The organism is Streptomyces sp. NPDC036813, from assembly GCF_055609245.1.
In genome coordinates this window covers 1-19,827 of record NZ_JBVJPV010000016.1, presented here as the reverse complement: position 1 = coordinate 19,827, position 19,827 = coordinate 1, and the positions used below count along the sequence as shown (strand labels likewise).

Here is a 19,827-nt window from a genome sequence, read left to right as displayed (position 1 = left end):
GACCGCTGACCGCTGACCGCTGACCGCTGACCGCTGGCCGCCGGCGGTTGGCGGTTACTGGTCGGGATGGACGGCTTGGACGCCGGTGCCCGCGTACGCCTTGGGGGTCAGAGTGAGCAGGTACCGCCCGCTGGGGTGGGCCGCGCAGGGGCGAGCGGCGTGGATGGCGTGGACGGCGGCCCAGGAATGCCCGAAGCGCAGCAGTTCGGTGGCGGTGACCGCCGCTTCGGTGTCGAAGGCCTCGATGCGGATGAACCGCAGCCCCTTGATGTAACCCAGCAGTCCGGGCCGCTCGGCGTCACCGGCTGTCAGCGACAGCACCGGCGCGGACAGGGCACCGAGGCCCCCTGAGGCCTGCACGTAGAACGCGGCGACCGCCTCGTTGAACGGGTCTTTCGGGTCGTACAGAGCGGTGGCGGTGGTGTGGTCCAGGACGACCGAGATCGCCGCCACTACGCGGCCGTCTGCGAGCCGTGGTGCGCCCCGCCCAGGCGCTCGAGCAGCGCACGGGCCTTCGCCTCGGCCTCCGGGCTCGGCGCCTGGCCCAGCGCGGCGGCGAGCTCGGCGCGGGCCAGCTCGGCACGCTCGGCGTACTCGGCCTTCGTCGGCGTGTGCTGAGCCAGCTCCTCCACGAGGTGCCGGATCGTCGTGCCGTGCTCGGCGGCCAGCTGTGCCAGCCTGTCCCGCGCCGCCGCGCTCACCTTGATGCTCGTCTCGTCCGCTGCCATGAGCCCACTCTACCGCGCTCCTCTACTGCCGGTAGAGGAATGCGACGGCGAGCTGAGGCCAAGGGCAGCCCGCCACAGCTCGCCAGGCGGCCCCGGGCTTCTGCGGATGACCGGTCGGACCTCCCACATCAGCGCCTCTACCTGGCCGGATGAGCACCCGGCCTCGGGGCGGCGGTCCGGTCCCTCACGGGTGAGCGGATCCACGAGGGACAGGTCGTCCACGGCTCAGGCCGGGGCTTGGGAGATGGGGCCGCCCGGTGTGCCCGGGCCGCCGTGGAGGATGCGGCGGCCCACCCTGCACACTCGCGGCCGCCCACACACCCGCCGGGTCGGAACGCTCGCCGGCCGCGGTCAGCCCATGCCCATGGCGCTCAGGACGTGCATCCGTGCCGTCCGGTGGGCCGGCGCGAGGGCGGCGACGAGGCCGATCAGGACGGAGACGGCCAGGACACCGGCGATCGTGAGGACCGGGACGGCGGTCCGGTCCAGGCCCTGGGCGGCCAGCACCCTGCAGGTGCAGACTCCCCATGCGAGGCCCAGGCCGCTGCCCAGCAGGGCGCCGAACAGGCTGATCACCACGGACTCCAGACGGATCATCCGGCGCAACTGCCGTCGGGAGAGGCCGACGGCCCGGAGCAGACCGATCTCCCGGGTGCGTTCGACCACCGAGAGCGCCAGGGTGTTGACCACGCCGAGCATGGCGATCGTGACGGCGAGGGCGAGCAAGGCGTAGACGAGGTGGAGCACGGTGCCGATCTGTTCGCGGACGCTCCTCTTGTAGCCGGCCCGGTCGTGGACGGTCAGTTGAGGGTAGGGCCGGACCGCGCGCTCGAGGCCGGCCATCACCCGCCGCTGGTCAGTGCCGGGTGATGCCTGGGCGAGCAGTATGCGGGGGCCTGGCTGCTCGGCCTCGGGGACGGCGCTCGTGTAGGTGGGCAGACCGGTGTAGAAGGCACCGTTGAACAGCCCGCTGCCGACCGTGGTGACCAGCGCCACGGGCAGCGTCTGGGTCCGGCCGCCGGCGTAGGAGAGGGTCAGACGCGAGCCGAGCGAGAGGTGGTGCTCGTCGGCGAAGTCCGCGTCCACGGAGATACCGCCGTTGAACGCTCCCTTCTGTGAGCCCGCCGTGACGGGGAGGCGCAGGTCGTGGAGCGCCGAGGTGGGAGCAGACGCGGACGACGCTGCTGGTTCGCTGCCCGTCGGGAGTGACGATGGCGGCCTCGACCTCCTTCTGCACGGTGACGTGCCGCAGCCCCGGGAGGGCCCGCACGGCGGCCACGGCGGGCCGGGGCAGGACACCGTGCCCGGTCATGACGGCGTAGTCGGCGCCGATCGACCGGTCGACCTGGGAGTCGACCGAGCGTGTCAGGGAGGCGGTGACCACGGCGGCGAAGGTCACCAGTGACATGCCGGTCACCAGCGCGGCGGCCGTGGCGCCGGTGCGGCGAGGATTCCGCATGGCGTTGCGCTGGGCGAGCCGGCCGGCCACTCCGAACGCGAGGACGAAGGCCGTTCCGAGGACGCGGATGGCACCGGTTGCCAGCACCGGGCCTCCCGCCACGGCGCCGGTGAGCGTGAGGACAACGCCGACTGCCAGCAGCAGGCCGGCGGCGGCGGTGCCGGCGGGGACGGTGGCCGCGATGAGGCTTGCGACACCGAGAGCCATCGCCGGCAGGGCGGCTGCGGTCAGGGGCCCGACGGCGGCGTTGCTCGAGGGGAGGCCGTGGGTGCGCAGCGCCGCGAGTGGCGAGACTCTGGCAGCGCTGCGTGCGGGCACCCAGGCCGCGACCACGGTGACCATGACGCCGAGCGTGATCGACACGAGCGGGGCTGCGGCCGGAAAGACCAGGGGCGCGTTTTCGACGTCCATGCCGACGGTGGTCATGAGACGGGTCAGCAGGAGGGCGAGACCGGCACCGGCAGGCTGACCGAGGACGGAGCCGACGAGCCCGAGGGCCGCCGCTTCCAGCAGGAGCGTGCGGGACAGTTGCCCGTTGCCCGCGCCGACGGCCCGCAACAGGCCGTACTCGCGGGTGCGTTGGGAGACCAGCATGGAGAAGGTGTTGACGATCAGGAAGCCGCTGATCACCAGGGAGATGCCGGCGAAGGCGAGCAGTGCGTAGGTGAGGAAGCCCAGCAGCGAGCGGAGATCGGTGGTGTCCTGCCGGCGTTGCTCGGTCGCGGTGAGCACCTGGTAGCCGGGGCCGAGTTCGCGTGCGATGTCCTTCCTCAGGCGGCCCAGAGCACGGGTGCCGTCGGCGCGGACCTCTACCGAGGTGAATCCGGCTGTTCCCAGCAGGATCTTCTGGGCGGTGGCGGGTTCGAGCAGGGCCAGTGTCGTACCCGGGCTGACCGTGGTGAAGCGGGCGATGCCCGACACGGCGAAATCGTGGGAGCCTGTGGGGGCGATGACGCGCAGCCGGTCGCCGATGCGGATGCGGGAGTTGTGGGCTGTGTCGGCGTCCAGGAGCATGTCGCGGCTGCCGGCCGGGGGGCGCCCGGATGTCACGGCCAGCAGCTGCCGGGCGGGCGCTGCCCACGCTCCGATGGTCACCGGTGCCCCGGCGCGTGGTCCGACCGGCTGGTGACGGACCGGATCGACCAGCCCGGCGTCGTGGACGCTGACGGCTCCCACGGCGGTCCGCACCCCGGGGAGGGCGGCGACGCGGCGGACGGTCCGTGCCGCGAGGGGTTGGACGGGGCCGCCACTGGATCCGGCCGCCGTGGGGCCGCCGTCCCCCGCGCGTCTGACGGACAGGTCCACCGTGGTGGTGGCGAAGAGCCGTCCGAACGCGGCCGACGCCGTACGCGAGAACACCAGCGAGCCGACGACGAACGCCACCGACAGCACCACGGCCGTCAGGGAGCAGAGCATCCGCCCCCTGTGGGCGAGAGCGCTGCGCAGGGCGATCCTCAGCAAGACCATGGTGTCCGGGCCGTCAGTGCGCCGGTTCGGCTGTCAGTGCCCGCTCGATGGCGTCCGCCGCCGCGACGGCCCCGCCGGCGTCGTGGACGGTCCGACGGAACCGGGCGACGCCTCGGGCGATGCCGGGATCCGTGATGACGCGCTCGACCGATGCGCGCAGTGCCTGGCAGGTGACCTGCTCCCGGGGCAGGTGAAGGCCGAGCGAGAGGTGCTCGACCTGGTGCGCGTTGGTCTGTTGTTCCGCCATCTGCGGTACGACGACCAGCGGAACGCCGTGGGCCATCGCTTCCATGACGCTGCCCATCCCGCCGTGCGTGACGAACGCCGCCGCGTGGGCGAGCACCTTGAGCTGGGGCACGCGGGCGTGGATCTCCATCGTGTCCGGTACGGGTCCGAGTGAGGCGGGGTCGATGCTGTTCCCGACGGTCATGACGACGTGCAGGTCGCTCTGCGCGAAGGCCTCGACGCACGCCCGGTAGAACTCGGGCCGGCGGGTGAACTGCGTGCCGAGCGACACGAAGAGGACCCGGCGTCCGTCCCGCGGGGGCTGCCAGCTCCCTTGGTGCGGACGGTTGCCCAGTGCCGGCCCCGCGTAGGTGACGGACCCGGCGGTGACGGTGTCGGCTCTGCGCTGGAAGGCCCGGGGAAAGAAGGCGACGGCGTGCGGCGGGGAGAGGATCAGCTCCTCCAGTGACTCGTGCACACCCCGGGCCGCGAGCAGCGTCCTCAGCAGGTCGACACCGGGGATGTGGTCCAGGTCGGGCACTCCGTACATCTCCGGGAGTACGCCGTCGTACGGCAGGTGGGTCGGCGCGAGCAGCATGGCGGGCACCTGCCAGTGGGCGGCGAGCAGCCTGCCGCCGGCCGCTGCCAGGTCGTACAGGACGAGGTCGGGTGTGTCGTCGCCGAACGCGGCGGCCAGCTCGGGCAGGGCGCGCATGTTCTGCTGCATGCTCTCCGTCGCCCCGGTCGTCAGGTCCTCCGGTGGTTCGAGGCCGCTGTCGGGGAGGCTGTAGGTGACGACGTCCGCTCCGGCCGCCTTGACCTGGGGCGCGAACTCTTCGGTGATGGCGTAAGTGACCCGGTGGCCCCGGGTGACCAGCTCGGTGACGACGGCCAGCGTGGGGTTGACGTGCCCGGGCTGGGGTGCGTTGAACACGGCGATGTGGCTGCCGCGCCCGCTCGGGGCCGGCGGCGTCGACGCGCCGGTGGACGGGGCCGCGGATGACATGGTTCCTCCGGGGTGCTTCGGCGAGGGTGATCGAAGAGGTCGGGTGAGATGCGGCGCGACGGGGTTCGGGGGCCGTGGCGGGTTCAGTCGAGGCTCGCCGCGATGGCGGCGGCACGCTGCTCGAAGCAGCCGACCCACCGGGGCTGCGGAAACAGGTGGGTTCGGCGCTCGGCCATGCCGCGGACCACCAGGTCGGCGATCTCGCTCGGTGGGCTGCCCGCCTCGATGCTGCGGTAGCTCGCCTGCCGACGCGCGTCGAAGTCGGGGTCGGACCGGGAGCGGATCACATGACCCGCGGGGGCGTTGCGTTCGTCGTGGCGGATCTCGGTGGCCGCGTAGGCGGGGCAGAGCACCGAGACACCGATGTGAGGGAATTCCGTGGCGAACTCGGCGGCCATGGACTCCGACAGGGCGACCACGGCCGCCTTCGACGCGCAGTAGGGAGCCAGGTAGGGGCCGCTGAGGAAGCCCGCCATGGACGCCGTGTTGACGATGTGCGCCTCCTCCTGAGCGGCGAGCACCGGAAGGAAGGCCTGGCAGCCGTGGACGACGCCGTGCAGGTTGACGCCCAGCGTCCACTCCCAGGTGGCCAGGGTGGTGCGGGCGAACCGCTGCAGCCCGCCCACGCCCGCGTTGTTGCACAGGACATGGACCGCGCCGAAGCGGTCGACCGCCGCGTCGCGCAGTGCCCCGACCGAGGCGGCGTCGGCCACATCCGTGTGGATGGCGAGGACGTCACCGAGCCGTCCGAGCGAGGTCTCGGTGCGTTCCAGGGAGGCGCCGTCGTTGTCGGCGACGACCACGCGCATCCCTTCGTGCAGGAATCTGGTGGCCAGTGCCAGGCCGATTCCGTTGGCCCCTCCGGTGACGACGGCCGTGCGGCCCTTCAAGACCTTCATGCGGTGGCCTGGGGCGTACGGGTGACGGGCAGGCTGAGGAACGTGCGCAGGTTGATCCCCGGGGGGCGGATCGCCGGGCCTTCGGTGCGCAGGGTGGGGAAGCGGCGCAGGAACTCGGGCAGGAACTCGGCGGCGTTCATGCGGGCGAGGGGGGCTCCGAGGCAGTAGTGGATTCCGGCGCCGAAGTTGAGGCTGCGCTGCGGGGGGCGACGGAAGTCGAGGACGTGGGCGCGCGGGAAGTGCCCGGGGTCGCGGTTGGCGGCCGCGATCAGCGCGTGGACGAGCGTGCCGGCGGGCACGGGAATCCCGGCCAGGGTCGTGTCCTGCCCGGGGACACGGACCGCGTTCTGTACCGACGGGTCCCACCGGGTGAGTTCCTCTACGGCCTGGGGCACGGCGTCGGGGTGGGCGGCCAGCCACCGCGCCTGCTCGGGGTACCGCTCGAGGGCCTGGACGGCGGTGGCGAACAACGACGAGGTGGTTTCGGCGCCGGCTCCCACGAGGAACACGACATGGGCGGCCAGCTCGTCCCGGGGGACGCAGTGCGTCCCGTCGGGCCGGGCGGTGAGCCACTGGGACAGCAGGTCATCGCCCGGGGTGCGTGCTCGTTCGTCGAGCAGGGCCATGACGTAGGCGTAGAACTCGAGGCTCGCTGTTTCCGCGACGGTGATCTGGGCGGGTGTCGCGAAGGGTTCGATCAGGGCGGCCGACTCGAGGCTGTACCGGGTGATCAGCTCGCGGTCCGCCGCGGGCAGGCCGAGGATCTCGCTCATCACGGCGATGGGCAGCGGCCGTGCGACGGTGTGGACGAAGTCCGCCGTGCCGTTCTGTGCGAGTTCGGCGTCCAGCCGGTCGAGATGGAGAGTGACGAGCCGGCGGACGGTGGGGCGCAGCCGCTGCAGGCCGGCCGGGGTGAAGGGGCCGGACTGGAAGCGCCGCATCTGCCCGTGCGCGGGTGGGTTCAGACGGGGCAGGGTCCCCAGGATCTTCGCGGTGCGGCTGTCGGTGTCCATGCCCCGGCCGGTGCGCCACTGGTGGTCGGGTACGAGCCAGATGCGCTGCGTGAGGACTTGGAGGCACTCGGCGTATCCCGTGACCAGGAGGGAGCTTGGTCCCAGGCCGGCCACCGGTCCGACGGCCCGTACCTCCTCGAACAGCAGGAAGGGATCCTCACGCCCCTGGCGGGACTGCAGCCGCCGGATGATGCCGCGTGGGGCGGGCGGCGCGGCCAGCTGCGGGGTGGCGGTGGCCATGGGTGACGAGCCTCCTGTGGCTGGGGTCTTTACGCGTGACGGAAGGCCAGGACGACGTTGTGGCCGCCGAAACCGAAGGAGTTGGACAGGGCCGCGCGTACCGGCTGGCGCACGGCGGTCTTGACGACGAGGTTCAGGTCCATGCCGGGCCCGGGGCTCTCCAGGTTGGCCGTGGGCGGGACGGTCGACTGCTGGATGGCCAGCACCGTCAAGGCCGCTTCGACCGCGCCGGCGGCGCCCAGCATGTGCCCGAGCACGCCCTTGGTGGAGGTGACCTGCGGCCCGTGGGGCATCACGTCGCTGATCACGTGTGCTTCGACCTCGTCGTTCAACACGGTCGAGGTGCCATGGGCGTTGACGTGGTCGATGTCCCGGGCGTCGAGTCCCGCGTCGCGCAGTGCCGTCTGCAGGGCCTGCCGGGCCCCTCTCCCCTCGGGGTGCGCTGCGGTCGCATGGTGGGCGTCGGACGCCGCTCCGCAGCCCGCCAGCAGCGCACGCGGACGCCGGCCCCGCGCGTCGGCGTGTTCGGCCCGCTCGAGTACGAGGACGGCGGCTCCCTCTGCCATGACGAATCCGTCCCGGTCAGCGTCGAACGGCCGCGACGCGGCCCAGGGGTCGGTGCGCCGCTGCGACAGCGTCCCGAGGTTGGCGAAGGCCGCGACCGTCAACGGTGTGAGCGCCGCCTCCGTACCTCCGGCGATCACGATGTCGCACTGGCCCGAGGCGAGCAGGTCGCGCGCCGCCGCGATGGCCGTCGCGCCGGAGGCGCAGGCCGTGCACACGACACTGCCCGGTCCGCGGGCCCCGAAGGCCAGTGCGACCTCGCCGGCGGCCGAGTTCGGCGTGAGCATCGGGATCATCAGCGGGGAGACGCGGTCCGGTCCCTGACCGAGAAGCCTGGCATGCTGCTTCTCCCAGGTGGCGACACCGCCCATGCCGCACCCGATCACCACTCCCACCCGGTCCGCGTCCCACTCCGTAGGAGACAGCCCGGCATCGACGACCGCCTCATGCGCGGCCACCAGAACGAACTGCACGAACCGGTCCAGCCGGTAGAGGTTGCGGCGCCCCACGACCTCGCTGTCGAACTCACCGACGGAGGCGCAGAAGTCCACCGGCATGCCGGCCAGCGCGGGACTGGTCGCCGCTTCGGTGGACCCGCCCTCGCACACCCGGCCCCACGTGGCGTCCAGCGGCGCTGCTCCCGCTGGCCGATCTGGTGGGCGTGCGCATCGCCGGCCTGTCCGGTCCAGGCGTCCTCCCCCCGCACTGCGCGATGGCCGACCTCGCGGACGGCCTCGCCGTCGTACTGGACGAACTCGGTATCTCCCGGGCGAACGTCTGCGGCACGTCGCACGGCGGAGAGATCGCCTATCGCTTCGCCCAACGTCACCCCGAGCGCACCGAGCGCGTCGTACTGACCGGCGCCAGCGGACATCCGCCCGTCCTTCCCGAAGGCGTCACCCCCGCCTCTCTGGCGGCCCGTGCGAAGCGTGCCGACCGGCACGAACCGGTGGACGACGTCGTCTCCCATCTGCTCTGTCTCGACCCCGAACTGCCCGTACGCGGGCGGGAGACGCTTCGCTGGGTCCTCAACGACATCTTCCGCAGCTCCGACGACACCCACATCGACCTGTGGGCCCGGTGTCTGCAATTGCTGTGCGACGCACCCCAGCCCACCGGTCTGTCCGTCCCCCTCTTGACGGTCACCGGCGAACACGATGTCGCGGTCGAGCCGGCTCGCTGCCGGGCCCTGGCCGCCATGTCGTCCGACGCGGTGTTCGCCACGATCCAGGAAGCCGATCACTGGGTCTTCCTCACCCGCCCACGCGAACACCTCGACCTGACCCGCAGATTCCTCCTCGGCGAGCGCCTGGACGGTACTCCGTACATCGCCGCGCTGGAGTACTTCCCCGGCCCCCGCACAGCCGCCTGATCCGACCGCTGCCGCACTGCGCTGAGGGCGGTACCTGTCACCGGCGGTTCCGGCCGTCGCCGGCCTTGCCGAGCGAATTCGGCAGCTGTCGCCCCCCGACTCGGTGACGATAACGGAGCAGAACCTCCCTTTCCTCGAGGTGGAAAGAGACATTTTCCACGCCCGCATTCCCCGAGCCCAGGCGGATACCGTCCACCGTATGAGCGAGAACATCGATCGCTTCAAGGCATCCCGTCCGGGCCAGGGGCTTTGAAGAAGGCGTGACGACCTCCTTGACGCCATCCGTACCACCCCACCCCGGCCGGCCGGCGCCCCGCCAGGCCTTCCCGTCGCCTGTTGCCGGGCACTGGCGGTCGGGCCGCCGCGTTGACGAGTTCCGCGTCGGCGTCGTGATGACCCGCAGGTTCGCCGATAACCGGTAGTAGCGCGAGGACGCATCGATGCCAACGCCTACGCACACGCATGCTGGTGGGCACGGCATGACGTGAATTCGATGCTGACCACCGACCAGGCCCGGCCCCGCGTATCAGCGTCGGCCTGAACAGCTCGCAGAGTCCTGTCCCAGGTACCATCGACCGTCCACCTGCGGTGCCGGTCATGACAGGTCTCCACGTCCCGAAGCGCCTCAGCAGGTCCCGCCACGGAATACCGGTCCGCTGCCGGAACAGGATCCCATTGATCACCTTGAGGTGACACGCCCCAGGCCCGCCCCGCCCTGCCTCGCCCCGTGCTCTTCGGCAAGTGTGCCTTCAGACGAGCCCACTCCCGACCCGTCAGATCACCTCGTCCCACGCCGACCGGAACGACACCGGCACAGCCCGTCACGCGATCCGTCGGGCACGCCTCAGTACCTGCGACAGCGCGTCCACGGTCACGCCCACGATAGCCAGCAGCTGCTCCGGGCTCGCCCCGGCCCTGCTCATGACGGTGAGCGACTGGTTCACAGCCGCCGCGTGTACAGCGAAGGCCTCGGTGTCCTGGTCGGTGAGTCCGCCGGCCTTGAGTGCGGCGCGCACCCGTTGGCGCTGGAAGCCGAGCGCCTGCTTGACGCGCGCTGCGACGCTCGGACTCAGTACGGGGATCGCCATGGCTGACTGGGCCATCAGGCATCCATCAGGTACTTCGGGATCGGCGATGCGCTCGAGAGTGACGTCGAAGAACGCACGTACAGCGGCAACGGGTTCCGAGGCCGCACAGGACAGGGCGGCGTCGTACTTCTCGCCGTAGCGCGCGGCGTAGAGATCCCGGCAGCGCACGAAGAGCGTGTCCTTGTCGCCGAGGGAGTAGACGGAACTGCGGTTCAGGCCGGTTGCCCGAGACAGACCGTCCAGTGAGGTGTCGGCGTAGCCGTCGCGCCAGAACTCGATCATCGCGGCCTCGAGCGCCGTGTCCATGTCGAACTGCTTCTTGCCTGCCACGCGGAGCTTCCTTGCCGTTGCGTCGATGGTCGGGGCTGCGTGGTCCGGCGCTGTTGAAGGCGTATACCACCGGTAGTAAGTGCTGTCTGCGGTGAGACCGTTCAGGCTCGCTTCTCGCAGAACGTCGCGAGGTTCTGCGCCGCGTTGCCGTCCAGGAGCAGTTCACCGCGCAGTAGCTGGTAGACGATGTGCGGGGGCGCCGGCAGATCCGGCATTGTCCGCTTGGGCAGGGGTTCCTCGCTGATCGGTGACGTGAAGGTGTCGGCAGCCGGGCCAGCGGCCGCTTCTCCGGCGTTGTGCAGAGCCACTGGTGGCAACCGTTCGCGTTGTCCTGCGGGTCTGCCTCGGAGGCCATGGGCGCCGACGGCGGCCCGACAGCGGACGTAGGCCACATGGGGGTCGGAGGGATCAGCTGTTCCCGGTCATCGCAAGGTGACGGAGCGGCACCTCCGCCTCCGGCCCGGTTCGGATCGTGCCGGTTCAGGCTTCCTCCAGAGCCTCCCCGAACTGCCGGAGGAGCCGCCCGTGATGGCTGTGGGCGAGTTGGTGCCCCACGGCGAGGACCACAGCCACCGGCCACTCGATGATCTCAAGAGCGCCCAGCACGCCGACGCCTGCGAGAAAGGCCAACTGCTCCACAGGAGGCAGTTCGACGTGCGCGCCGAACGCCGTCACCGTGACTGCGTTGTCGGCGACCACTCGGTCGGCAGCCGCACCGGCGTTCTTTCCTTCCGCGCCCGCCGCTCGGTGATCCAGGGGGCGCGCCTGCTGTGGGCCGGCAGTCGAAGCGGTCATGTGATCGCCATCCGTTCCATCACCGACCAGGCGAGGCGTCGGCGACACGTCTTGGCATGCTTTCCCTACATCCACCGTAATCAAGGCAGCCGGACTGCGCGAGCACCACGATCTGGTGCGGGGCCGGGACCTCCGGGGTCCGGGCCGGACGTTCCCGGGCGCACACGGCCGTGGACAGGTGTTCCGGCTGCTCACAGTGCCTGTGCGCCACCGGGGTGACCTCGATGATCGAAGTGGGCCCGGGCGGGCGCGTCGCGCTGCCCTCCACTGGCCGGTGCATTTTTCTGACCACCGGATCATGCCTCCGCCGCGAGGTCTTCGTGCCGACGGCCGAAGACGGGCGCCGTTGGCAGCGAGTGAGGAGGAGCTTGTTGGCGGAAAGCGCTGGGGAAAAGGGCACGCTGCTGGGTGCACAGCTGCTGCGGGACCAGAAGCCCCTGGTGACCGGCGCGAACCCCGGTGTCGGCAAGATGACCGCCATCTTCCTGGGCCGGGCCGGGTCCGATGTCGTGGTCGGCTACGTCGTCGGAGCGGACGAGGCCGAGGAGGTCGTGGAGCAGAACGCGTCCTGGTGTTCGAAAGACCCGACCCGGTGCTCGGGATCTTCGGCTGACGCCTGGCCGGGTGGGCGGTCCGCACCCCGCGTGATTTCGGCGTCGAGTTGCACCTGGTCACGCGGGGCACCGGCCTCGACGCGAACGGCCTGAGGGTGCGGGACCGCGGCGGCATGACCATGCGATACCCCGCGCGCACCGTGCTGTGGACCGCGGGCGTCGCGACGCGCCCACCCGACCGGCTGACGTCCCTGTTCGCCCACATCGTCTTCCTGACGGGGTTCCGCAGCAGGCTGGGCGCGGTCCTGAGCCGGCCGATCGTCTTCGCCTCGGGCGCGCGGCGCGAGAGCCTTCATGTTCCGGGGCTCCGTCCCGGTGGCCGCCGGACCGCCGGAGCCACGGCAGTGCCGCGGGGGCTGAGATTCGCCGGGCGGTTCGCTCCGTCGTCGTCCTGTCCGTTCGCTCTCCGCTTCGGCGGGGGAAGGTGACCGAGGCGCCCATGCTCAGCACCGCAGTGCTCCTGGCCGGCAGCGCGCCGCCCCAGCTCCTGCCCTCTCGTGAGTTGATGGCCTTCACCTTGGCCTCCCACATCCTGCTGGTCCCCTTCGGGGTGGCATTGCCGTTCGTCACGCTCGTCATGCACTACCGGGGTCTGCGCGGCAACGATCCCGTGGCGATGCTGCTCGCCCGGCGCTGGTCGGCGGTGATGGCGGTGCAGTTCGCCATCGGCATCGTCACCGGTACGGTGCTGTCCTTCGAGTTCGGCCTGCTGTGGCCCGGCATGATGGGCCGCTGGGGTGACGTGTTCGGCCTGGGCTTCGGCGTGGAGGCATGGGCCTTCTTCCTCGAAGCCGTCATGATCGCCGTCTACCTCTACGGATGGCGCCGCCTCAGGCCGTGGACGCATTTCTGGCTGGCTGCGCCGCTGCCGCTGGCCGCCTTGCTGGGGGCCTTCGGCGTCATCGCAGCCAACTCGTGGATGAACACCCCTCAGGGGTTCATGCTGGACGGCCAGGGCGATCCGGTGGACGTGGACGTGCGCAAGGCCGTCTTCACACCGATCTTCGGCCCCGAGTACTGGCACTTCGTCGTGGCGATGTTCCTCACCGCCGGGTACCTGGTCGCCGGGGTGTACGCGGTCGGCTGGCTGCGCGGCCGCCACGACCGCTACCACAAGCTCGGCTTCGCCGTGCCGTTCACCATCGCCGCGATCCTCACACCGGTGCAGTTCTTCCTCGGGGACTCGGCCGCCCGCTCGGTGTTCCACAAGCAGCCGGTGAAGTTCGCGGCCATGGAGATCGTCTGGAAGACCGACACGCATGTTCCCGAGTACATCTTCGGCCGCATCCGCTCCGACGGGAGCATCTCGGGTGGTCTCAGGATTCCCCAGCTGGACTCGATCCTGGCCGGCTTCCGACCGGACACCGAGGTGACCGGACTGACCTCGGTGCCGGCGGCAGATCGTCCGACCGCGGCCCAGGCGACGATCGCGCACTTCGCCTTCGACATCATGGTGATCATCGGGAGTCTGCTGATCCTGTTGGCCCTCTGGTACGCGTGGATCTGGTGGCGCCACCGGGACCTGCCGCTCAACCGGTGGTTCCTGCGCTGCGCCGCCCTCGCGGGCGCGGCGTGCCTGGTGACGGTCGAGTGCGGGTGGATCGCCACGGAAGTCGGCCGTCAGCCGTGGATCGTCTACGACCGCATGCGCGTGGCCGAGGCCGTCACCCACACGCAGGCCGGAGCGATCTGGGCCGTGCTCGGCGTGGTCGTCGTCGTGTACGTGGCGGTCTTCGCATCCTTCCTGGCGGTCCTGCTCAAAATGCGAACCCGCTGGCGTGTGGCCGACGAGGCCGCGGCCGGTGTCGATCCCGAAATGGACACCCCGTACGGGCCCAGAAGCGAGGCCGGAGCCGTGCCCGGCGGCGGCGAGACCGGCTCGCCCGGCCGGCCTTCCGGGGGTGCACGATGATGGCGGACGTCATCGCCTGGGCGCTGGTCGTGGTGATCGCCGCCTACGCCTGCGGAGGCGGCACCGACTACGGAGCGGGCTTCTGGGACTTGCTGGCGGGCGGCGCGGACCGGGGCAAGCGGCCCCGCTGGCTGATCGACCACGCCATGGCGCCCGTCTGGGAAGTCAACAACGTCTGGTTGGTCTTCGCACTCGTCCTGATGTGGACCGGCTTCCCCACGATGTTCCAAGCCGTGTTCACTGCCCTGTGGCTGCCGCTGGTGCTCGCGGGCGTCGGGCTGGTGCTGCGCGGAGCCGGGTTCGCGCTGCGCAAGCCGAGCAGGCGCCTGGCGCGACGGCGCGTGTACGGAGCGGCGTTCGCGATCGCCTCGCTCATCACGCCGTACTTCCTCGGTTCTGCGCTGGGCGGTGTCGCCTCGGGGCGTGTCGCGGCGGATACGCCGGCCTCCGCCGACGTCTGGGCCAACCCGACGTCGGTGCTCGCGGGCCTGCTCGCCCTCGCGGCCAGTGCCTTTCTCGGTGCCGTCTTCCTGATCGCGGACGCGCGCCGTTTCGCAGCCCAGGACCTCGTCGGCTACTTCCGGCTGCGGGCCCTGCTCGCCTTCGGTGCCGTGGTGGTCCTGGCCGTGATCGCCCTGCCCGTCACCCACGACGACGCCCGCTACGTCTGGCACGGACTGACCCGGGGCCCGGGCCTGCTGATGGTCGTCCTGGCTGCCTGCTTCGGCGTGCTGACCGTGGCGCTGCTGCTGGTGCGCGCGCACCGCTGGTCACGGCACACAGCGGTCGCCACCGTCGCCCTGGCCGTGGTGGCCTGGGGTTTCGCGCAGCGCCCCTATCTGCTGCCGGTCTCGCTGACGGTGGCTGATGGTGCCGGTGCCGCGCACACCTTGCGCTGGTTGGGGATCGTGACGCTGATCGCCGTCGTCCTGGTGGGTCCTGCTGTGGTGCTTCTTTACCGCCTCGATACGCAGGGGGTCCTGGAGCCCCTGACCGACGCCGACACCGGGGCGGCGGGGCTGCCCGGGGACGATGCGTAGGCGCAGGCCGCCGTTGCGGCGGGACGTCATACAGGGCGTGGGGGAGGGCGGCCGGCGTGCTGGCCGCGGCCGGGTACGGGAAGCGCACCGAGACAAGGACTATTCGTGACGACGAATGACGTGTTGCTGGGCCTGGGCCTGCTGGTGGTTCTCGCCGTCGGCTCTCAGCTGCTGGCCGGCGTGCTGCGCATCCCCGCACTCATCGTCATGCTCCCGGCCGGGTTCGCAGCCGGTGCCCTGATGGATGTCGCCGACCCGCAGCAGTTGCTCGGCACCGCCTTCTCCCCCCTGGTGTCCCTCGGCGTCGCCGTGATCCTCTACGACGCCGGTCTCGGCCTGGACCTGGCGAGATTGGAAGGACACAACCGCAGGGTCGTCACCCGTCTGATCTGGCTCGGCGTCCCCGTCACCTGCTTCCTCGGCGCCGCCCTCGCCGTCCCGCTGCTGAGCATGTCCCGTGAGGCCGCCATCACGCTGGGTGCCGTCCTGGTGGTGTCAGGCCCCACCGTCGTAGGCCCTCTGCTCAGCCTCGTGCGCCCCGAGGACCGCCTCCAGCACATCCTCGTGTGGGAAGGCTCCCTCATCGACCCCGTCGGTGGCATTCTCGGCGCCGTCGTCTTCCGCGCCGTCGACGCCAGTACACAGCCCACGGCATCTCGCGGTGTCCTGCACTTCCTGGCCAGCGTGGGCACAGGAGTGGGGGGAGGCGTGGTCGGGGCGGCCGTGCTGTGGGCGCTGTTTCGCTTCGTGCGGCCCGGCGCGGTGCTCGGCACCACGGCCCAGCTGGCCGTCGTGATCGGTGTCGCAGCTGCGTGCGACGTACTGCAGGACGATTCCGGCCTCATCGCCGCCGTGCTGATGGGGCTGTCGGTGGCCAACCTCGCCCGCATCGAGGTTCCCGTTCGCCGTGAATTCTTCGAGACTCTGGTCAGTCTGGTCATCGGGCTGCTCTTCACCTCGATCTCGGCCACGATCACCCCCGCGTCGCTGCGCCATGTGGGGCTGCCCGCGCTGGGGCTGGCGGCCTTTCTGGTCCTCGTCGTGCGTCCCCTCGTCGTCGCGGTGTGCACCGCCCGGACCGACCTGTCGCGACGCGAGCGGTGCTTCGTCGGATGGATGGCGCCACGGGGGATCGTCGCGGCCGCCACCGCGTCGACCTTCACCTCGGCCCTGGTCGCCAAGCACATCGGCGGAGCAGCCGAGATCCTCCCGGCCACGTTCGTCGTCATCGTCGCCACCGTGACCCTCTACGGACTGACGGCCGCCCCCGTGGCCCGGCTGCTGAGAGTGATGCGCCTGTCCCGCTCGCGCCCGCTCCTGGTCGGCGGAGACCCGTGGGTCGTCGACCTCGGAGCGGCGTTGCGATCCACCGGAATGGAGGTGCTGATGTGGGCAGGGCAGCACGAGCAACGCGACCGCATCCGGCGGGCCGGCCTGGAAGTCGCGCCCGGGGGAATGCTGGCCGACGCCACCGGGCCCGGCGCCGAGTGGGAGGGAGTGACCGGCGTGTACCTCCTCACCGAGGAGGACGACTTCAACGTTCTGGCGACCGCGATCCTGCGCGGCGGTGTCGAGGGGCCGGTGTACCGCGTCGGCCCGGAGACCGACAGCCAAGGCGTGACGGCCCCCTATACCGGCGACGAGGTCCTCTTCGGGCCGCATCTGACGGGCCCCATCCTGGCCCGCAGACACCACGGCGGCGGCAGCATCGTCGCCGTGTCCGCCCGAGACTCGGTGCCCACCGGCAGCGACCTGTTGTTCGTGGTGCGCCCAGGCCACCGGCTGGAGCCCGTGACCCAGGGGAACCCGCCGCGATACGGTCCGGAAGACACCCTGGTCCTCCTGACGAACCACCCGTGACGGCCGGCCGAACCGTCGGCCTGCGGTCGGCAACGCGTACGGAGGCGGGCATTCAGGGGCCGGACCGTGGCACGCTCGGCTCGGCGGCGAGTTCGCAGCCTGTGGCGGATAGTGGTGAGGGAACGACGTCGCAGTCAGCCCCCGCGGACCCGCACTGGAGGACGGATGCGCGCTTTACGGCCGCTGGCCGCGCTCACCGGCATCGCCTTGCTCGGCGTCGTGCTGACCGCCTGCACCGAGACCGCGTCCGGTCAGATCAAGGTCCGCAGCGGCGTCAGACCCGTGCAGACGCTGTCGAACCCTTCGACCAGCGGGTGCCATCGTTTCCCCGAGGGCGTGACCCATGCCGACAACTACACGCTGAGCAACATCGTCCTGTACAACACACCGAACTGCACCGTGCCGAAGGGCGGGGAGAGCAACTACCTCGCGCAGCAGTCCTCGGACGAGGTGGTCCGGTCCACCGGACTGTGGCAGAGCTTCGCCTTCGCGACCGACTGAGCGGACATCTCCGTCAACTGGCGCGCATCGATTGCTTTCCGGGTTCTCGGCGGCACCCGGAACCTTAAAAATCCAGGTGCTGGGGACGCACCGGCGTCGGCGGTGGCTCAGGGAGTCGGCGTCGGCGGTGACCGGTTCCGCCTGATACCTCTCGACGCGGGCCGCGTCGGCGACCCCGTCCGCCACGACCCAGGCACTCGGTCCGGTTGCCCCAGGCGCCGGCGTGCCCTGCACCGCGGGACACCCTTCTGTCATTACCGCCGGGCTCATTGAACCTCGTGGCGAGGACATCGACGAGGGCCTTGAACGCCTGTGCTCGGGGTTGGCCGAGTGCATGGCCGTCGCCCCCCGGCGGACTGGCCGACGCTTTGCTGGCCCGGCTGGTGTCGCAGGCGGCGCGGCCGACGACGTCGCTCTCATCCGCCATGTGCATGTGAGCGGCGGCCCGCCACCGGAACGACAGCCCTCGCCTGCGGCACGACGTTCAGCGAGGTCTGGAGACCCGCTTCGAAGCCGACTGCCGGGCAGGCGCTGCTGACGGGATCGCCGCGATACTGGTACCTACGCCCTACGCCCTACGCCGGGCGTGGTGACTTCTGCCCGTGGCGGCCGGCCGGACCGACAGGGATCGCCGTGAGCCAGTCCTTGCGGGTCAGGGGTGTTCGCCGAGCTGGAGGAGGCCGCCTACCAAGAAGCATCCAGCGCCGAGCAGAGTGCCCCAGTTGGCGATGTCGGTGTTGATCAGGCTGCTGGTGGCGGGGCGGGTGTAGGCAGCGAGTGCCGAGATCATGAAGAGGACGGAGCCGAGCTGGTTCACGGCGACGATCCACCAGCCGAGGCTGCGGCGGCGCAGGCAGGGCCATCCGCGGTGGCATATCTCCATGAAAGCGAGGTGTCCGGAGATCAGGAACAACACGCAGCCGATCACGTCCGGTGCCCAGATCAACCGGTTGATCTGCTGGACACTCAGCCCCTGCAGAAAGGAGTCCAGCAGGTTCACGGCGAACACCAGCGTGCCGGCGAAGAGCACGAAGGTGCTCAGCCAGTCCACCCGCCCCGGCTCGTAACTCCACCAGCGCCAGTCGCGGGTGACCAGGCGGCCTTCGCCACCGGGCTCGTGGCGTGGCGCGTTGACGACCTGGAGCAGGGAGACGTATCCGCCGGTGTTGAAGAAGAGGCCGCCGGCGAAGTAGATGGAGGCGCACGCGGTGGCGTCGCCGGGGCCGAACTGTGCGACACCGGCACCGGCCGCGAAGAGCGCGCCGCCCATGATGAAGGCGGTCGCAGCGATGGCGTTGAGCCTGCGCAGGCGGCCCAGCACGAGGTCGTTGACGCTGATGTTCCGTCCGGCCGGTGTCCCGGGCGGACGGACCGCGAGGGTGCCGCGTCGGCGGGCGGGCCGCGACTCCCAGACGGCGGTGCCGCCGTTGGGCGGCTGCCAGGTGAGCCGGGTGGTGAACGGTCCCGCGCCCTCGGCGCGCTGCTCGGCGGATGTCATGCGGGTGGGATGGCGGCGATGCCGCCCTCGTCGGAAGGACGGCACTGCCCGCTGCCCAGGTGGCCCGAGGCCGGGTCGTCTCCGACGCCCCGCCTCTGATCCGCTGGGGACCTACGGGACGGAGCACCGTCCAGGGCACTCCGGGCTGCGCTCCGGCCCGAGCCGCCTCGTGCGTCACTCATGACGTATCCCCGGTTTGCTGCACTCATGGGGCAGCTGGCATGGCACGCCCCTCAACACGCACAGACTCTGCCACGGCGAACCGCACATAACGACTGTTCAACGCAAGCGTTGACCCATGTGGGTCCACCGTGATGCGATCTCTGCCCAAGCCCCGTGGTCGCAGCACCAGGTGCAGGCGAGCAGCACGAACTGCACGTGGGTGAGGTCGAGCAGGGCCAGGGCTGTGGCGATCCGGCCAGGTCCGATGGCTTTGTGCCATTCGTCGGCAACTGGGTCCCAACGTCACGGAGTACCCGCTGCATAGGGAGGGCGGGGTGGCCTGCGACGTCGCGCCGAGGCCGGCTGGGATGACCGCTGCGAGGATCGGCGCCCGGCGGCCCGCGCAACCACAGGGTCCACCGGGGCCACACCTCGCCGTACGCGCTCACCAGACCGGCCGCCAGGAACGCCAGGGCCTGACTGACCGCTGGCCGTGCATGGGGTGCCCGTGTCCGACAGCGCCAAGGGTGCGGTCCAGCTGGTGCTGGTGACCAATGCCCGTAAACACGCTCCCGTACCATGGCTTCTGACCCTGCAGGTCCGTGAAGGCGCGGTGAAGGTCACGGTGTGGGACAGCGAGCCGTGCCTGCCCGTGGCTCAGGCGGCCGACCCGGGCCGCGTCGGCCGGCACGGCCTGGAGATCGTGATTGTGTAGAGGCCGCCCGAGTGGTGAAACGCTCACCGCGGCCGTGCGGGACGTCCTGGCCCAGCCGCCCATCGCCGCGGAGGACCGCCCCGGCCACCAGCGCGACGCCTTCGAGCACTGGGTGAATGCCGACAAGGATGGCTGCAACACCCGCGCCGAGGTCCTCAAGACGGAGGCCGCCATCGCGCCCGAGCAGGGGCCGCGGCGTACCCTCGCGGGCGAGAATCAGAGCTACTGAAGCCTTGGTCGGGAAGTCCTAGAGGTTGTCCCGTAACTGCTGGCCAGAGGTGAGATGATCTTGCCGTGGCTGGTGTGATCACGGCGTCGGAGCCCTCCTGGATAGGTCCG

At 70.9% G+C, this 19,827-nt stretch carries 18 protein-coding genes and 3 pseudogenes; 8 read left to right on the top strand and 13 right to left on the bottom strand.

All coding sequences use genetic code 11. From position 1 onward, the window contains the following. Positions 1 to 54 precede the first annotated feature (54 nt). The 8 genes and pseudogenes from ACZ67Q_RS29345 to ACZ67Q_RS29310 form a co-directional block, all read right to left on the bottom strand. Entirely contained in the window at positions 55 to 453 is a 399-nt protein-coding gene (locus tag ACZ67Q_RS29345) for a PIN domain-containing protein (RefSeq protein WP_471188160.1), read from the bottom strand. Further along, positions 453 to 728, bottom strand: a complete 276-nt coding sequence (locus tag ACZ67Q_RS29340) for a hypothetical protein (protein WP_471188157.1) — start codon at positions 726 to 728, stop codon at positions 453 to 455. The genes ACZ67Q_RS29345 and ACZ67Q_RS29340 overlap by 1 nt, the downstream gene beginning before the upstream one ends. Positions 729 to 1,079: 351 nt before the next feature. Further along, positions 1,080 to 1,541 (bottom strand): annotated as a pseudogene (locus ACZ67Q_RS29335) (ABC transporter permease); the annotation flags it as partial. 43 nt (positions 1,542 to 1,584) lie between these two features. Continuing rightward, on the bottom strand, positions 1,585 to 3,654 hold the full coding sequence (locus ACZ67Q_RS29330; RefSeq protein ID WP_471188154.1) for an FtsX-like permease family protein: 2,070 nt from the start codon (positions 3,652 to 3,654) through the stop codon (positions 1,585 to 1,587). Positions 3,655 to 3,667: 13 nt separating this feature from the next. Further along, entirely contained in the window at positions 3,668 to 4,885 is a 1,218-nt protein-coding gene (locus ACZ67Q_RS29325) for a macrolide family glycosyltransferase (RefSeq protein WP_471188151.1), read from the bottom strand. 83 nt (positions 4,886 to 4,968) lie between these two features. Then, a complete protein-coding gene (locus ACZ67Q_RS29320) occupies positions 4,969 to 5,784 on the bottom strand; it encodes an SDR family NAD(P)-dependent oxidoreductase (RefSeq protein WP_471188149.1) in 816 nt (271 codons plus the stop codon). After that, positions 5,781 to 7,037 carry a cytochrome P450 gene (locus ACZ67Q_RS29315; protein ID WP_471188146.1) on the bottom strand — a complete coding sequence of 419 codons (1,257 nt, stop codon included), beginning with the start codon at positions 7,035 to 7,037 and terminating at the stop codon, positions 5,781 to 5,783. Before ACZ67Q_RS29315 ends, ACZ67Q_RS29320 begins: the two co-directional genes overlap by 4 nt. 29 nt (positions 7,038 to 7,066) lie before the next feature. After that, complete coding sequence (locus tag ACZ67Q_RS29310; RefSeq protein WP_471188617.1) at positions 7,067 to 8,230, bottom strand: beta-ketoacyl-[acyl-carrier-protein] synthase family protein; 1,164 nt, start codon at positions 8,228 to 8,230, stop codon at positions 7,067 to 7,069. Positions 8,231 to 8,262: 32 nt separating this feature from the next. On the opposite strand from ACZ67Q_RS29310, the gene ACZ67Q_RS29305 reads away from it, so the two are divergent. Beyond that, positions 8,263 to 8,973, top strand: coding sequence for an alpha/beta fold hydrolase (locus ACZ67Q_RS29305; RefSeq protein ID WP_471188143.1), 711 nt, complete (start codon positions 8,263 to 8,265; stop codon positions 8,971 to 8,973). A 459-nt stretch (positions 8,974 to 9,432) separates the two neighbouring features. Here ACZ67Q_RS29305 and ACZ67Q_RS29300 read toward each other — a convergent pair. From ACZ67Q_RS29300 to ACZ67Q_RS29285, 4 genes and pseudogenes are all read right to left on the bottom strand, one after another. Then, a pseudogene (locus ACZ67Q_RS29300) lies at positions 9,433 to 9,765 on the bottom strand (transposase); the annotation flags it as partial. 29 nt (positions 9,766 to 9,794) lie between these two features. Next, positions 9,795 to 10,391, bottom strand: coding sequence for a TetR/AcrR family transcriptional regulator (locus tag ACZ67Q_RS29295; protein ID WP_471188140.1), 597 nt, complete (start codon positions 10,389 to 10,391; stop codon positions 9,795 to 9,797). A 101-nt stretch (positions 10,392 to 10,492) separates the two neighbouring features. Then, entirely contained in the window at positions 10,493 to 10,699 is a 207-nt protein-coding gene (locus ACZ67Q_RS29290) for a hypothetical protein (RefSeq protein ID WP_471188137.1), read from the bottom strand. Between the two features lie 172 nt (positions 10,700 to 10,871). Next, the gene (locus ACZ67Q_RS29285) at positions 10,872 to 11,186 is read right to left on the bottom strand and encodes a hypothetical protein (protein ID WP_471188134.1); all 315 of its coding nucleotides are present in this window, start codon (positions 11,184 to 11,186) and stop codon (positions 10,872 to 10,874) included. A 224-nt stretch (positions 11,187 to 11,410) separates the two neighbouring features. On the opposite strand from ACZ67Q_RS29285, the gene ACZ67Q_RS29280 reads away from it, so the two are divergent. From ACZ67Q_RS29280 to ACZ67Q_RS29260, 5 genes are all read left to right on the top strand, one after another. After that, positions 11,411 to 11,893, top strand: coding sequence for a hypothetical protein (locus ACZ67Q_RS29280; protein ID WP_471188131.1), 483 nt, complete (start codon positions 11,411 to 11,413; stop codon positions 11,891 to 11,893). Between the two features lie 346 nt (positions 11,894 to 12,239). After that, on the top strand, positions 12,240 to 13,712 hold the full coding sequence (locus ACZ67Q_RS29275; RefSeq protein WP_471188129.1) for a cytochrome ubiquinol oxidase subunit I: 1,473 nt from the start codon (positions 12,240 to 12,242) through the stop codon (positions 13,710 to 13,712). Continuing rightward, positions 13,709 to 14,752 (top strand): cytochrome d ubiquinol oxidase subunit II, encoded by a 1,044-nt coding sequence (locus tag ACZ67Q_RS29270; RefSeq protein WP_471188126.1) that lies wholly within the window; start codon positions 13,709 to 13,711, stop codon positions 14,750 to 14,752. Before ACZ67Q_RS29275 ends, ACZ67Q_RS29270 begins: the two co-directional genes overlap by 4 nt. 105 nt (positions 14,753 to 14,857) lie before the next feature. Further along, a complete protein-coding gene (locus tag ACZ67Q_RS29265; protein ID WP_471188123.1) occupies positions 14,858 to 16,612 on the top strand; it encodes a cation:proton antiporter in 1,755 nt (584 codons plus the stop codon). A 165-nt stretch (positions 16,613 to 16,777) separates the two neighbouring features. Then, the gene (locus ACZ67Q_RS29260) at positions 16,778 to 17,113 is read left to right on the top strand and encodes a hypothetical protein (RefSeq protein WP_471188120.1); all 336 of its coding nucleotides are present in this window, start codon (positions 16,778 to 16,780) and stop codon (positions 17,111 to 17,113) included. 652 nt (positions 17,114 to 17,765) lie between these two features. Here ACZ67Q_RS29260 and ACZ67Q_RS29255 read toward each other — a convergent pair. Next, positions 17,766 to 18,611, bottom strand: coding sequence for a hypothetical protein (locus tag ACZ67Q_RS29255; RefSeq protein ID WP_471188117.1), 846 nt, complete (start codon positions 18,609 to 18,611; stop codon positions 17,766 to 17,768). Between the two features lie 652 nt (positions 18,612 to 19,263). Here ACZ67Q_RS29255 and ACZ67Q_RS29250 point away from each other — a divergent pair. Together ACZ67Q_RS29250 and ACZ67Q_RS29245 are read left to right on the top strand one after the other, a co-directional pair. Beyond that, a pseudogene (locus ACZ67Q_RS29250) lies at positions 19,264 to 19,482 on the top strand (ATP-binding protein); the annotation flags it as partial. Positions 19,483 to 19,522: 40 nt separating this feature from the next. Continuing rightward, positions 19,523 to 19,717, top strand: coding sequence for a hypothetical protein (locus ACZ67Q_RS29245; protein WP_471188115.1), 195 nt, complete (start codon positions 19,523 to 19,525; stop codon positions 19,715 to 19,717). The last annotated feature ends 110 nt before the right edge of the window (positions 19,718 to 19,827 follow it).